Origin of the sequence: Phycicoccus avicenniae (genome assembly GCF_018139485.1) — a bacterium.
Classification (GTDB): domain Bacteria; phylum Actinomycetota; class Actinomycetes; order Actinomycetales; family Dermatophilaceae; genus Phycicoccus; species Phycicoccus avicenniae.
Window position 1 is genome coordinate 151333 of sequence record NZ_JAGSNF010000009.1, and the last position, 13909, is coordinate 165241.

Below are 13909 nucleotides of genomic sequence, written 5' to 3' on the forward strand. Positions count from 1 at the left end.
TCGCGCGGCGCCCACGTCGCGGTCACGTCGCGGCGGCGAGCAGGCCCGCCGGCAGCGCGCTCGCCACCACCAGCAGGCCGGTCCCGACGACGAGCACGACGAGCGTCGCCGGGCGGCGCGCGGTCGACGGCTCCTCGAGCGTCGACGGCGTCACCTGCCGGGAGAGCAGCACCGCGACCCACCGCAGGTAGACGGCGATGCCGACGACGACGGCGAGCACCGCGGCCACGGCGACGGGCACGACCCCCGCCTCGACGACCGGCGCGAGGGCGACGATCTTCACGACGAGGCCGACCACCCCGGGCGGGAGCCCCGCGAGGACGAGGAGGGCGAGCGTCAGGGTGCCGCCGGCGAGCGGGTCCCGCCGCAGCAGGCCCCGATGGTCCTCGAGCGTTCGGGCCCCGGTGCGGCCGAGGACGGCGAGCGCGACGAGGGAGGCGGCGGCGTACACGAGGACGTAGGCGGCGGCCGCCCGCAGGCCCGCGTCGGAGAAGGCCGTGAGCGGGACGAGCACCCAGCCGGCCTGCGCGATCGTCGACCACGCGAGGAGGCGCACCGGGTCGTCCTGGCGCAGCGCGACGAGCGTGCCGAGGAGCAGCGAGAGCACCGCCGGGACGCCGACGACGACGGCGAGCGGCCCCGGGCCGCCGGGTAGGTCGGTGAGCGCGGCGAGGACGACGAGCAGCGCCGCGACGGCGGACAGCTTCGAGGCCGCCGCGAGGAACGCGGTCGTCCCGAGGTCGGCGCCGGCGTATGCCTGCGGCGTCCACGCGTGGAAGGGCACGGCCGAGAGCTTGAAGCCGAGACCCGCGACGAGGAGGGTCACCGCGAGCACGAGGACGACCTGCCGGTCCGGGTCGGCCCACGCCGCGGCGGCACCGGTCCGCGAGAACGTGGCGTCGCCGGTCGCGGTGAGCCACAGCGCGGCGCCGAGGACGAGCAGGCCGAAGGAGGCGAGCGAGGTGACGAGGAGGCTGAGACCGCCGTGCGCGGACGCCCGGGTGCCGCGCAGCGCGACGAGCGCGACGGCGGGGACGGTCGCGAGCTCGAGGGCGACGAGCCAGGTGCCGAGGTCGGTCGCGGCCGCGACGGTGACCCCGCCCGTGCACGCGGCGAGCAGCAGCGTCGCGGCGACCGCGCCGTCCCGGGGGCGCGGGCGGCCCTCGTGGAGCAGGGCGAGGGCCGCGGCCCCGGCGAGGAGGACCCCGGCCTGGAGCGTCGAGGCCCTCGCGCCCGCCGTCCACAGGCAGGCGCCGTCGGGCGCGGGCAGGCACAGCGTGCTCACGGCGCCGCCCGCCGCCCGGGGCAGCCACACCGCCGCGACGGCGCCCGCGACGAGGGCGAGGGCCGCGAGCGCGACGGCGGCGCCGCCGAAGCGTCGCGGCAGGACGGCGTCGCCGAGCAGGACGAGGACGACGCCCGCGACCGGGGCGAGCGCCGGTGCGAGGACGAGCCAGTCGACGGTGACGAGGGACGGGGTCACGGTCCGCCCCCGATCCGGGCGACGGCGTCGGCGGTCGTCGACAGCAGGAGCATCGGCGCCACCCCGAGGACGACGACTCCGAGGGAGAGGACCCCGAGGAGCACCTGCTCGACGCCGTGGGTGTCCGGGGTGCGCGGCGCGTCCCGGTCCGGGCGGTCACCGGCCCAGACGATCCCGGCGACCCGGAGGCAGTACGCGGCGGCGAGGGCGGCACCGAGCGCGGCGACGACGGCGCAGGCGAGGAGCACGACGCGGGGGCGGTCCGCCGCCGGGGCCCACGCGGAGTAGATCGCGAGCACCTCGCCCCAGAAGCCGGCGAGGCCGGGCAGCCCGAGGCTCGCGGCGAGACCGAGGACGAGGACGAAGCCGAGGCGGGGCGAGGTCTCGCGCAGGGCCGGGCGCGGCACCGCGAGGTCGACGTCGCCCCAGCGCTGCTTGAGCCCGCCGACGAGGACGAAGAGCAGCGCCGAGACGACGCCGTGGGCGACGTTGGCGAAGAGCGCGGCCTGGAGCCCGGTCTCGGACCCGCTCGCGAGCGCGAGGACGACGAAGCCCATGTGCGCGACCGACGAGTACGCGACGAGCCGCTTGAGGTCCCGCTCGACGAGGCAGACGAGGCCGCCCCACACGATCCCGACGGCGCCCGCGACGGCGAGCGCCGGGGCGAGGGTCGCCGTGCCCTCGGGCACGGTCGCGACGGGGAGCCGGACGAGGCCGTAGGTACCCATCTTGAGGAGCACGGCGGCGAGCAGGACCGAGCCGGCCGTCGGGGCCGTCGTGTGCGCGGGCGGCAGCCACGTGTGGAACGGGAAGACGGGGACCTTGACGGCGAGCCCGACGACGAGCAGGAGCGCGACCGCGAGCTGAGTCCCCCCGTCGAGGGCGGCTCCGGCGCCGCCCGCGAGCTCGCGCAGGTCGGCCGTCCCGGCGGAGGCGACGAGCAGGAGGATCCCGAGGAGCAGGACCGTCGAGCCGACCGCCGTGTAGAGGACGAACCGAAGGGCCGCCTCGGTCCGGGCGCGCGCCGGGTGCGGGGCGCCGTACCGGCCGACGAGCACCCACATCGGGACGAGGACGAGCTCGAAGGCGACGAGGAAGAGCACGGCGTCGCGGGCGGTGAACGTCGCGAGCGCGCCGGCCTCGACGACGAGGAGGGAGCCGAGGAACGTCGCGGGCGAGCCCCCCGCGGGCAGCTCGACCCACGCGTGGAGGGTGACGACGACTCCGACGGCCGCGGTGAGCAGCACGAGCGGGACGGAGATGCCGTCGACCCCGAAGGACCAGCGCACCCCGAGCTCGGGGAGCCAGGCCCGGTCGACCTCGTCCGCGCCGGTCACGGTGAGGATTGCGAGGACGAGGGTGGCGGCGGCGGTCACCGCCGCGAGCGGGCGGGCCGCGCGCACCGGCATCGCCCGTCCGCCGCTCACGAGCCAGAGCCCGACGGCGGCCGGCAGGCCGAGGAGGAGGCTCACGACCATCGGAGCACCCCCGTCGCGGCGAGGAGGGCGAGGGCCGCGAGGACGACGACGGCGCCGAGGACGAGCCCGACGCCCGCCCCGGGCCGCTCGGCCCGGTGCAGCCGCTGCCCCGCCCAGCCGGCGGCCCGGGTGCCGACGACCGTGCCGCGGACGTAGGCGTCGATGACCTCGGTGTCGACGAAGGCGACGAGCCGGGCGAGCCGGAGCACGGGCCGGGCGACGAGGCGCCGGTAGAGCAGGTCGACCCCGAGGCCCCGGTCGGCGACGGGGACGAACCGCCGCGCGAGCACCTCCGCGGGGTCGCGGTCGAACCCGCCGCGCAGCGCGACGGCGACCCCGACGGCGACGACGACCGCGGTGAGGAGCAGCCACAGCAGCGACACGCTGTGCACCGCGAAGGTCCCGGTGAGCACGACCAGCCCGCCGAGGACGGTGAGCACGAGGAGCGTGCCGAGGACCGCCCGCACGGCCGCGGGAGGCGTCACCGGCTCGGGGCCGCCGCGCGTGTGCGCGGTGAGCAGGAGGTAGCCGCGGGTGCTGTACGCCGCCGTCACCGACGAGGTGACGACGAGCGCGACGAGGACGAGGACGCCGGGCCCGTCGGCGGCGACGGCGCCGTCCCACACGGTCGCGAGGACGTGCTCCTTGGACACCCCGCCGACGACGAGGGGGACGCCGGCGAGGGAGAGGAAGCCCGCGGCGACGGCCAGGCGGAGCAGTGGGGCGTCCGCGGCGCTCCCCCGCAGGGCGGCCACCGCCGTCCCCCCGGCGGCGAGCGCCGCCCAGCCGAGGGCGAGGAAGAGCAACGCCTTGAAGAGGGCGTGCGACCACAGGTGCAGCAGCCCGCCGTCGGGACCGGCGTCCAGGGGCGAGCCTGCGAGGGCGGCGAGCATGACGGCGACCTGGCTCACCGTCGACCACGCGAGCATCCGCTTGAGGTCGCTCTGGGCGAAGGCGAGGACGGCGGCGAGCAGCATCGTCACGGAGACCGAGACCCCGAGCACCCAGCGGGCCGTCGGGCTCTCGGCGAGCACCGGGAAGAGCCCGGCGAGGACGACGGTGCCGGCGGCGACCATCGTCGCGGCGTGGATGAGCGCGCTCGCGGGGGTCGGGCCCTCCATCGCGTCGGGCAGCCAGTCCTGGAACGGCACCTGCGCCGACTTGCCGAGGACGCCGACGACGACGAGGACGAGCAGGACGGCGCGCACCCGCGCATCCGGCGCGTCGCACAGGGTGAGCGCCCCGCCGAGGGAGGACCCTGCTGCCGTCTCGGCGTCGATGCACTCGGTCGGGCGGGCCCACGCGTCGAGGACGAGCCCGAGCGAGGTCGACCCCGCGCCGGCGGCGAGCCCGACGAGGCCGAGGACGAACGCGACGTCGGCGACCCGGGTGACGAGGAAGGCCTTGAGGGCCGCTCGCCGGGCGCTCGCCCGCCGCGACCAGTGGCCGACGAGGAGGTAGGAGCACCAGCCCATGACCTCCCAGCCGACGACGGTGAGGAGGAGGTCGGCGGAGTGGACGACGAGGAGCATCGCGCCGGTGAAGAGCGAGACGGTCGCCGCGAACGTGCCGTAGCGGTCGTCGGCGGCGAGGTACCACGTCGAGTACACCTGGACCGCGAGCGCGACGAGGGCGACGACGGCGGCGACGGCGGCCCGGGGCGGGTCGACGACGAGGTCGAGGGGGACGTCGAGCTCACCCGCGCGCAGCCCGGGTCCGGCGACGAGCATGGCCCGGTCGTCGGCGACGAGCCAGCCGAGGAGGGCGACGAACAGGGCTGCGGCTCCGGCACCGACCGCGACGACGCGGGCGATCCGGTCGTCCCGCCGCACGGCGAGCCCGACGACGGACGCGACGACGGGCAGCCCGACGACGAGCCACGGGGTCATCGCGGCGCTCCCGGGCCGTCGGCCGAGCGGGCGTCGAGGTCGATGCTCCCGCGCAGCCGGAAGGCGGCGAGCACGACGGCGAGAGCGACGACGACCTCGGCGGCGGCGATGGTCACGACGAAGAGTGGCAGGACGCTGCCCGCCGCCCATCGGTCGGCGCCGGCGGCCTGGGTGGTCACGAGCAGGACGAGCGCCCCGGACAGGACGAGCTCGACCCCGACGAGGACGAGGACGGCGTTGCGGCGCAGCCCGATGCCGGCGACCCCGATGCCGACGAGCGCCGCCGCGAGGAGGTAGGGCCCGAGCAGGTGGATCACGCGCTCCCCTCCTTGCGCCCGACCCGGGCCACGGCGAGTGCCCCGACGAGGGCGGCGAGCAGGAGCAGCGAGAGCAGCTCGAAGGGCCACACCCACGTCGCGAAGAGCTGACCCGCGACCTGCTGGGAGGTGACGTCGGCCCGCTCGACCGTGCCGTCGGCGAGCGGGACGAGCGCCGTCGCGAGCAGGCCCGCCGTCGCCAGGCCGAGGAGGACCCCGCCGACGACCCGCCACGGTCCGGGCGCGTGCTCCCGGTCCGGGCCGACCGGTGCCCGGGTGAGCATGAGCGCGAAGAGGACGAGGACGACGACGGCACCGACGTACACGAGGACGAGGACGAGGGCCACGAGCTCGGCACCGAGGACGAGCAGCGCCCCGGCCACCCCGAGGAGGGCGACGACGAGCCACAGGGCGGCGTGGACGACGTGCCGGGTGGCCACCGCGAGCACGCCCCCGACGACGGCGAGCACGGACGAGGCCGCGAACGCCGTGTCGAGCGGGGTCACGACGGGTCCTCGGACTCCACGACCCTCGGTCGGACGGTCCGCGGCGGGCGGGCGGGCGGGGTCCGCCCGGCACCCCCGCGGGGACCGCCCCGGGCCGGGCGGGAGGCCGCGGTCTCCTCGGCGGGCGGGGCGGCGCGCTCGTCGAGGGCCGGCGGGGCGGGGACGCTCGCCATCCAGCCGCCGAGCCGCTCCTTCTCGTGGAGCAGGTCGCGGATGTCGGTCTCGGCGTACTCGAACTGGGGGCTCCAGAAGAGCGCGTCGAACGGGCAGACCTCGATGCAGATGCCGCAGTACATGCACAGCGAGAAGTCGATGGCGAACCGGTCGAGGACGTTGCGCTGCCGCTCCCGGCCCCCGGGGGCGGGTGCCGGGACGGTCTCCTTGTGCGAGTCGATGTGGATGCACCAGTCGGGGCACTCGCGGGCGCAGAGCATGCACGAGGTGCAGTTCTCCTCGAGCAGCGCGATGACGCCCCGGCTGCGCGGCGGCAGGTCCGGGGGGACGTCGGGGTACTCGCTCGTGTGCGCCGGCCGCAGCGCGGTGCGCGCGGTCGTCGCGAGGCCCTTGAGGACGCCGGGGACGCGGGGTCCGGTCACCAGCCGCTCACCACCCCGACGCCCGTGAGGAGCAGCTGGAGCAGCCCGAGCGGGACGAGCCACAGCCACGCGAGCCGCTGCAGCTGGTCCTCGCGCAGCCGCGGCCAGGACACCCGGACCCACACGACGACGATCGCGACGCCGAACGCCTTGAGGAGGGTCCACAGCCAGCCGAGGGTGTCGTCGAACGGTCCCTGCCAGCCGCCGAGCCAGAGGACGGCGAAGAGGACGGACACGACGACGATGCCGGCGTACTCGGCGAGGAGGAAGAAGGCGAACCGCAGCCCGGTGTACTCGGTCCAGGCACCCATGACGAGCTCGGCGTCGGCGATCGGCATGTCGAACGGCGGGCGCTGCAGCTCGGCGACCCCGGCGACGAGGAAGACGACCGCCCCCGGCAGCTGCCACAGCAGCCACCACGGCGTCCACGCGTCGGCGAGCGCCATGAGCGACAGCGAGCCACCGGCGATGGCGACCGACGCGACGGCGAGGACGATCGGCAGCTCGTAGGAGACGAGCTGCGCCGCGGCCCGCAGCCCGCCGATGAGGGAGTACTTGTTCGCGCTGGACCAGCCGGCCATGAGGGTGCCGAGGGCCCCGACCGCGGTCGCCGCGAGCACGACGAGGACCGACCCGGGCACGTCGACGGCGGCGACGCCGGGGTGGACCGGCAGGACGGCGAGGGCGACGAGGTAGGGCACGAGGGCGACGGCGGGCGCGAGCCGGAAGACGCCGCGGTCGGCGGCCCGCGGGACGATGTCCTCCTTCTGGGCGAACTTCACCCCGTCGGCGACGAGCTGGGCCCAGCCGTGGAAGCCGCCGGCGTACATCGGCCCGAGCCGGCCCTGCATGTGCGCCATGACCTTGTGCTCGGCCTGGCCGACGACGAGCGGCAGGACGAGGAAGGCGGCGAGCGCCGACAGGGCGCGCAGGGTGACCTCGAGGGCGCTCATCGCGGCCCCCACTCCGGCGGTGGGACGCCTGCGGCCTGCACCCGGCGCCGGCTCGGGGAGCGGGCGGACTCGTGCCCCTCCCCCGGCTCCTTGCCGCCGGGCCACGGCGTCGACGCCCGGGCGGCGAGCTGGAAGGACTTGCGCAGCGGGGTGCCCTCGAAGCCGTCCGGCAGCAGGAGCGGGCGCAGACCGAGGCCGGTGCCGTCGTCGAACCCGGAGAACCCGATGCCGAACATCTCGTGGGTCTCGCGCTCGTGCCACGCGGCCCCGGCGAAGACCCCGGTGAGGGAGGCGAGCGGCTCGCCGTCGGCCACCCGGGTCGTGACCAGCAGCCCGCGCAGCGTCCCCGGGGTGTCCACGTCGAGGAGGTGGCAGACGACGTCGAAGCCGGGCGCGGCGTCGTCGTGGAGACGGTCGACGGCGCTCAGCCAGTCGAGGAAGGCGAAGCCCTCGTCACGGGCCGCCGCGACGGTCTCGACCCACGTCCGGGGCCCGACCACGCGCGTCTCGTCCGTCACGCCGGGCAGCCTAGCGATCGGTGCCCCCTCACCCCCACCCCGTGACCGGTGAAGGCCCGGCGCGCCCCGTCGGCGCTCGTTACGATGACGGCCGTGCCTGACGACGCCCCGGACGCCGCGACGGGCTCGGTCCTGCGCTCGTTCTGGGCGAGCGTCCCGGCGCTCCCCGAAGCCTCGACGACACCGGAGACCACGCCGCCGGAGACCGCCCCGCCGCAGACCGAGGCCGCACCGGCGTCGCCGGAACCGGAGCCGGCCCGGCTCGTCCCTCCCCCACCGGAGCCGCCCCGCGCGGCGACCCGCACCTCCGGCGAGGGCCTGGAGCAGCGGATCCGACCGTGGGCCGGCTACGGCGCCTACCGGGACACCCCGGCGGCCCCGGCCGGCCCGGTGCCGGACATCCCGGCAGCGGACGATGGACCGGCGGCCCCCGCACCGGCGCCGGAGCCGTCCCCCCGTCGTCGTCCCGCGAGGCCCCGGCGGACGGACAAGGCATCCCGCTCCGCCGAGAGCCGGCCTGGGGGCGACAGCAAGCCGCCTGCCGAGGCTCCGCCGCCAGGACCGGAACCAGAGCCGGACTGGGGTCCGGAACGCCACTCCGCCTTCGCCCCGTCCGACGGCGCCGTCGACCTCCGACCCGACGTCCCGACCCCGCTGTCCGACCCGCCACGCCGCCGCCGGTGGCGCCTCCCCGGGACGGGCCGCCCGGCCCGCTGAGGGCCGACACGATCACCTTCCGCCCCGACGACGACGCCGCCCGGGCGCTCGCCACCCTGACCGCAGACGGCACGTCGGTCTCCGTCGCGGTGCGGGCCGCACTGATCGACGCAGCCCGCGACCGGGCCCGCAGGGCGCTGCGGGCCGAGGCCGAGGAGCTGGCGCGCGACGAGCAGGACCGCGCCGAAGCCGCACAGGTGCTGCGGGACATGGAGACGCTGCGTGCGTGGTGAGGTCTTCCGGCTGCTCGCACCTCACGGCGCTCGGCGGCACGAACAGGCCAATCGTCGGTACGCCGTCGTCGTCCAGTCCGACGCGCTTCCGCTCTCGACCTGGCTGGTCGCCCCCACCTCCACCTCGGCGCGCCCGGCCAGCTTCAGACCCGAGGTCCTGATCGGCGGCCTGCGGACGCTCGTACTCGTAGAGCAGACAACCGCCGTCGACCCCGTTCGCCTCGGCGAGAGCACGGGCCACCTGACCTACGACGAGCTGCGACGTGTGGAAGCAGCGCTCCGCCTCGTCCTCGACCTGTAGCTGACTGTCGGAGCCTTTCAGTCGCGCCCTCGACTCACCACCACGACTGAAACCAAGCCGGCGTGAAGGTCAGGTTGACACCTATTGGTGCAGCAGTCCCCTTCTCCGCCTCCCGCAGCTTCGCCACGATCTGCTCCGCCGTGAACCTCTTACTCGCAGCCATCCGGCACCTCCATCAGCACTCTCATCATCGACGAGCACTCACACACGAGATGGACCAGATTTCGGGGGGCCGGACATCACGGAAACCGGGTCCGAACATTCGCCTTATCACACGTCCTCCGTTGCCGGCCACCATCTCCCAGCCGGACCGTCAGGCTCCTGCGCGCCGTCCACAGCACAGACGAGCAGGTCGGCACCCGCAGCAGGGACCGCCGCTCAGCTCGCTGAGCGCCGCTCGACGAGCCGGCCGGCATGGATGCCCGACGGCACCCGGATCGGCTCGGCCGACCGTTCGGGCAGGAACGAGGCGAGGCTGACCGCCCGCCGCCACCGCTCCCGCAGGCTCCGGCCGTCCGCGACGTCCGCGCGCACCCGGCGGGTGAGCGACCACGTGAAGTCCAGCGCCTGCGGCGACGGCGAGCCCGGGCCGTACGTCGCGATGTCGGCGGCGCGGGCGGCGTCGGCGACCGAGCGCCCGCCGACGGCGCGGGCGACCTCCCGGCGGGTGTCGCGCGCCCGGACGGGGTAGCCGGCGTCCCGCAGGGTGTCGACGACGTCCTGCCAGGCCGCCGCGGCGCGCGACCGCGGGCTGCCCCGGCGCCGCCGCACCGTCCGGCGCAGACCCTTGGCACCGAGGAGCAGTAGCGTCCACGCCGGGACACCGAGGACGGGGACGGCGACGACGCCCGCGGTGACGAGCAGCCACACCGGCGGCCCGGGACCGATCTCGGTCGTCGCGGTGCGGCCCTGGCCGCTGCTCGACTCGTCGAGCGAGAAGCCGTCCTCGCTGCTCGGCGGGCGCTGCGCGATGGGCGGCGGGACGACGGCCGTCCGACTGCGGTCCTGCTGCCGCACGGCCCGCGGCGAGGGCGCCTTGTCCCGGTCCGGGACGAAGTCCTCCGGCGGCAGCAGCGTCCACGCTCCGTCGTCCCACACCTCGACGTAGGCCCGCACGTCGGCGCCGCGGACGACGCCGTCGGGCCCGGGGACCGCTCCCAGGACGACCCGGGCCGGGAGGCCGAGGTGGGCGGCGGTGAGGGCGAGCGTCGCGGCGTACTGCTCGTCGTTGCCCGCCGGCTCCGTCTCGCTGACGAAGGTCTCGAGCCGGCCGAGCGAGTGCCCGGGCAGGATCGTCTCCTGCCCCGGCCCGCCGTCGCTGTAGGCCCCGTTCTCCCGCAGCCAGGCCCCCACCTCGCGGACCTGCTCCTGCGGCGGGCGCCCCTCGACGTCCGCCGCCGCGACGAGGCGTGCCATCGGACGGGTCAGCTCGGGGTCGACCCGCGGGGTGGTCGGCGTCGCCCCGACGCCGCCGGCCGGCACGGCCCCGGCGCCCAGGCGCGCCCGCAGCGTGTAGCTCTCCCCGACGTCGAGCCCGCCGGGCAGCACCGCGGCACCGGTGTCGAGGTTGTAGCGCAGCCGCTCGGCGAGGTCGGCCCCCCGCGGGCCCTCGACCTCGACGGAGGTCTCGTCCCCGAGGGTCGGCAGCCACAGCCGTAGCTCGCGGCGCTCGACCCATCCGGGCCCGACGGTGACACGGGCGGTGACCTCCCGGCCGACGTCCTCGCGCGGGATCCGCGCCCCGATCCGCAGGAAGCCGGCCGACCCGTCGGTGGCGTCCGTCGTCCCGTCGCCGGCCGCCCACACGGTCCCGGAGTAGGTGTCGACCGTCGCGAGCCGCAGCAGGGTCCCCGCGGGCAGCCCTTCGACCCGCACGAGCTCCTGGTCGGCGAGGTCGTCGGCCACCGGCCGGAAGGCCCGGAAGGCGGCGAGCGGGCTCGGCCGGTCCGTCGTCGTCACCGGGGGGTCGACGTGCTCGCGGACCACCTCGCGGTCCCCCGGCGCGAGCAACGAGGCTCCGCCGCCGACGAGCACGCCGACGACGGCGAGCAGCAGGGCCGCGGTCGCGAACCGCTCCACGGGGGCCCCGGTGCGGGTGACGACGGAGCGCCGGGCACGGGCCGTCCCCCAGAGCAGTCCGACGGCGAGCAGGACGAGCCCGCGGACGAGGACCCCGCCGGGCGAGACGACCCCGAGCGCGGCGACGGCGACCCCGACAACGGTCGGGACGAGCAGCGGCAGCCAGGCCGCCCGGGTCCGCCGGGCGAGGAGCAGCGCGACGCACGACCCGACGAGGGCGAGGAGGAGGGGCAGCAGCGCGAGCGGGCCGCCGCCGTCGACCGGGGGCAGGGTCGTGAGCAGGCGCCGCCAGCCGTCGGTCACCGTGTCCGCCGACGCCGCCCAGGACGCCGGCGTCGGCCAGGGCCCGGCCGCGGTGCCCCGCAGCGACAGCGGTGGGCCGAGCAGGGCGAGGACGGCGACGAGGCCCGGCACCGCCGCCCACCAGGGCAGCCGCAGCAGGTCGGTCGCCAGCGCGAGGAGCACACCGGCAACGACCCCGGCGCCGGCCGCGACGAGCCACCACGGGCCGGCGAAGGTCCCGGTCCACGCGCTGAGGGCCGTCGCGGTGAGGACGACGACGGCGAGGACGTCGACGAGGAGGTCCGCCCGTCCCCGACCGGCCGCGTCCCGGCCGGCCCGCACGCCCGCGCCCGCCGTCACGCCGCCCCCACGGCCCGGACGAGGCGCGGCAGGTCGCCCGGCGCCCCCATCGTCATGAAGGACACCCCGAGGACCGACGACGTCCGGCTGCGCTGCCCCGGCGCGACCCGCAGGACGTGCAGGCGCACGTGCGGACCGAGGTGCGCGGCGGCCCGCTGCACCTCGCCGAACGAGGTGTCGGGACCGGTGACGAGGACGGCGATGCTCGTCGCGGGGGCCAGCCCGGCGAGCCGGGCCGCGAGACCCGGCAGGTCGGTCCGGTCCGGCTCGACCCGGGAGAACCCGTCGAGCACCCGCGCGGCGGCGCCTCGGTCCACGGCGTGGGCACCCGCGACGACGGTGACGTCCATCTCGTCGCGCAGGGCGCGCACCGCGAGCGAGGCCGCGGCGCTCACCGCCGTCTCGAAGACGTCCTCGTCGGCGTACGCGGTGGCCCGGGCGTCGAGGACGACGCCGACGTGCGAGCGCCGGGTGTCGGTGTAGCCCTTGACCATGAGGCTCGTCGACCCCGCGGCGGTGGAGGCCCGGGCCGTCGACTGCCAGTGCACGTGCCGTCGGTCGTCGCCCGGCACGTACGGGCGCAGGGTGTGGAAGTCGAGGTCGGACACCGACGGGTCGTTCGTCGCGCGCCCCTCGAGGTCGCGGACGAGCCCGGCGTCGAGCGAGGGCAGGGCGAGGACCTCGGGGTGGACGAAGAGCTCGACCGTCTCCGAGGTGCTCACCGTCCGCCGGGCGAGGCCGAACGGGTCGCCGAGGACGGTGCTCACCGGTCCGACGAGCACGACGCCGCGTCGTTCGGCGGCGATGGGGAACGGGTAGGTCGTGCGCAGCCCGGCGCTGAGCCACGGCATCCGGAAGGCCTCGACGCGGCCGTCGACGGGGACCTCGAGGTCGGCCGGGGCGGTCCGCCGGCTGCGGTTGTTGACGACGGTGAGCAGCCCGTCCGCGACCGCGCCCGGACGCACCCGGGCCGGACGCACCTCGAGCTGCAGGGTCACGGCCGACCCGCCGAGGGTCATGAGCACCCCGAGGACCAGGAGCGCGAGCAGGCCGGCGCCGACGACGACCGGCTCGGTCCAGCGCAGGACCAGCCCCGCCCCGACGCCGACCACCCCGACGGCCGCGGCCCACCACCCGGTGGCGGTCACGACGGACCGCTCCCGGGCCAGGGCGAGGAGCCGGCGGAGGTCGCTCACGGGTCAGTCCTGCGGGCTCGGCAGCGGGACGGCGTCGAAGAGCTCGTCGATGACGTCGAGGACGGTGACGCCGTCGAACTCGGCGTCGGCGTCGAGGAGCATCCGGTGCTGCATCACCGGCACGGCGATGTCCTTGAGGTCGTCGGGGACGACGTAGTTGCGGCCGTGACCCGCGGCCCACGCCTTCGACGCGTGGACGTACCCGAGCAGCCCGCGGACCGACAGCCCGAGCCGCACGTGCCGGTGGTCGCGGGAGCGCTCGGCGAGGTCCTGGAGGAACTGCAGGAGCGGGCGCGAGACGTGCACCGAGCGGGCGACCTCGCGCATCCGCAGCACCTGCGCGCCGTCGATGACCGCCCCGACGGCGAGCGCCCGGTCGCGCACGGCGAGGCCGGAGAGGACGTCGATCGTCGCGTCGGCGTCGGGGTAGCCGATCGCGGTCTTCATGAGGAACCGGTCGAGCTGGGCCTCCGGCAGCCGGTAGGTCCCGGCCTGCTCGATGGGGTTCTGCGTCGCGATGACCATGAACGGGTCCGGGACGGCGTGGGTCGTCCCGTCGACGGTGACCCGGCCCTCCTCCATGACCTCCAGGAGCGAGGACTGGGTCTTCGGCGAGGCGCGGTTGATCTCGTCGGCGAGGACGACGTTGGCGAAGACCGGGCCCCGGCGGAACTCGAACACCTGCCGGCGCGGGTCGTAGATCGACGCGCCGGTGACGTCGGACGGCAGCAGGTCGGGGGTGAACTGGACCCGCTGGTGGGTGCCGCGCACGGACGCGGCCAGCGCCCGGGCCAGGCTCGTCTTGCCGGTGCCGGGGACGTCCTCGAGGAGCAGGTGGCCGCCCGCGGCGAGGCAGCACACGGCGAGCTGCACGACCCGCTCCTTGCCGACGAGGGCGCCGCCGACGCTGTCGACGATGGTCTGGAAGGTGTCGCCGAACCAGGAGATCTCGTCGGCGTGGGCGAGGGGCGGGGTGCTCATCGGGTCCTCGGAGGGGTCGG

At 76.5% G+C, this 13909-nt stretch carries 13 protein-coding genes; 2 read left to right on the forward strand and 11 right to left on the reverse strand.

Translation table 11 applies throughout. The features are described from left to right. Positions 1–22 precede the first annotated feature (22 nt). From KC207_RS08065 to KC207_RS08100, 8 genes are read right to left on the reverse strand one after another with little or no spacing between them, the layout of a single operon-like run. Entirely contained in the window at positions 23–1483 is a 1461-nt protein-coding gene (locus KC207_RS08065; RefSeq protein WP_211602486.1) for a proton-conducting transporter transmembrane domain-containing protein, read from the reverse strand. Then, on the reverse strand, positions 1480–2961 hold the full coding sequence (locus KC207_RS08070; RefSeq protein WP_211602487.1) for a complex I subunit 4 family protein: 1482 nt from the start codon (positions 2959–2961) through the stop codon (positions 1480–1482). The genes KC207_RS08065 and KC207_RS08070 overlap by 4 nt, the downstream gene beginning before the upstream one ends. Continuing rightward, positions 2952–4850, reverse strand: a complete 1899-nt coding sequence (locus tag KC207_RS08075; protein WP_211602488.1) for an NADH-quinone oxidoreductase subunit 5 family protein — start codon at positions 4848–4850, stop codon at positions 2952–2954. The genes KC207_RS08070 and KC207_RS08075 overlap by 10 nt, the downstream gene beginning before the upstream one ends. Then, positions 4847–5167 (reverse strand): NADH-quinone oxidoreductase subunit NuoK, encoded by a 321-nt coding sequence (gene nuoK / locus KC207_RS08080; RefSeq protein ID WP_211602489.1) that lies wholly within the window; start codon positions 5165–5167, stop codon positions 4847–4849. Before nuoK ends, KC207_RS08075 begins: the two co-directional genes overlap by 4 nt. Then, positions 5164–5673, reverse strand: a complete 510-nt coding sequence (locus KC207_RS08085) for an NADH-quinone oxidoreductase subunit J family protein (protein ID WP_211602490.1) — start codon at positions 5671–5673, stop codon at positions 5164–5166. Before KC207_RS08085 ends, nuoK begins: the two co-directional genes overlap by 4 nt. Then, entirely contained in the window at positions 5670–6269 is a 600-nt protein-coding gene (locus KC207_RS08090; protein WP_211602491.1) for a NuoI/complex I 23 kDa subunit family protein, read from the reverse strand. The genes KC207_RS08085 and KC207_RS08090 overlap by 4 nt, the downstream gene beginning before the upstream one ends. Beyond that, the gene (locus tag KC207_RS08095; RefSeq protein ID WP_211602492.1) at positions 6266–7222 is read right to left on the reverse strand and encodes a complex I subunit 1/NuoH family protein; all 957 of its coding nucleotides are present in this window, start codon (positions 7220–7222) and stop codon (positions 6266–6268) included. The genes KC207_RS08090 and KC207_RS08095 overlap by 4 nt, the downstream gene beginning before the upstream one ends. Continuing rightward, on the reverse strand, positions 7219–7740 hold the full coding sequence (locus KC207_RS08100) for an NADH-quinone oxidoreductase subunit C (RefSeq protein WP_211602493.1): 522 nt from the start codon (positions 7738–7740) through the stop codon (positions 7219–7221). The genes KC207_RS08095 and KC207_RS08100 overlap by 4 nt, the downstream gene beginning before the upstream one ends. A 680-nt stretch (positions 7741–8420) precedes the next feature. Between KC207_RS08100 and KC207_RS08105 the strand changes: the two genes are divergently transcribed. Further along, a complete protein-coding gene (locus KC207_RS08105) occupies positions 8421–8690 on the forward strand; it encodes a hypothetical protein (protein ID WP_249138632.1) in 270 nt (89 codons plus the stop codon). Continuing rightward, positions 8680–8991 (forward strand): type II toxin-antitoxin system PemK/MazF family toxin, encoded by a 312-nt coding sequence (locus tag KC207_RS08110; RefSeq protein ID WP_211602494.1) that lies wholly within the window; start codon positions 8680–8682, stop codon positions 8989–8991. The genes KC207_RS08105 and KC207_RS08110 overlap by 11 nt, the downstream gene beginning before the upstream one ends. A gap of 378 nt (positions 8992–9369) precedes the next feature. On the opposite strand, the gene KC207_RS08115 is transcribed toward KC207_RS08110, so the two are convergent. From KC207_RS08115 to KC207_RS08125, 3 genes are read right to left on the reverse strand one after another with little or no spacing between them, the layout of a single operon-like run. Further along, complete coding sequence (locus tag KC207_RS08115; RefSeq protein WP_211602495.1) at positions 9370–11712, reverse strand: transglutaminaseTgpA domain-containing protein; 2343 nt, start codon at positions 11710–11712, stop codon at positions 9370–9372. Then, positions 11709–12908 carry a DUF58 domain-containing protein gene (locus KC207_RS08120; protein ID WP_211602496.1) on the reverse strand — a complete coding sequence of 400 codons (1200 nt, stop codon included), beginning with the start codon at positions 12906–12908 and terminating at the stop codon, positions 11709–11711. The genes KC207_RS08115 and KC207_RS08120 overlap by 4 nt, the downstream gene beginning before the upstream one ends. Before the next feature lie 3 nt (positions 12909–12911). After that, positions 12912–13889, reverse strand: a complete 978-nt coding sequence (locus tag KC207_RS08125; RefSeq protein ID WP_211602497.1) for an AAA family ATPase — start codon at positions 13887–13889, stop codon at positions 12912–12914. Between the last annotated feature and the right edge of the window lie 20 nt (positions 13890–13909).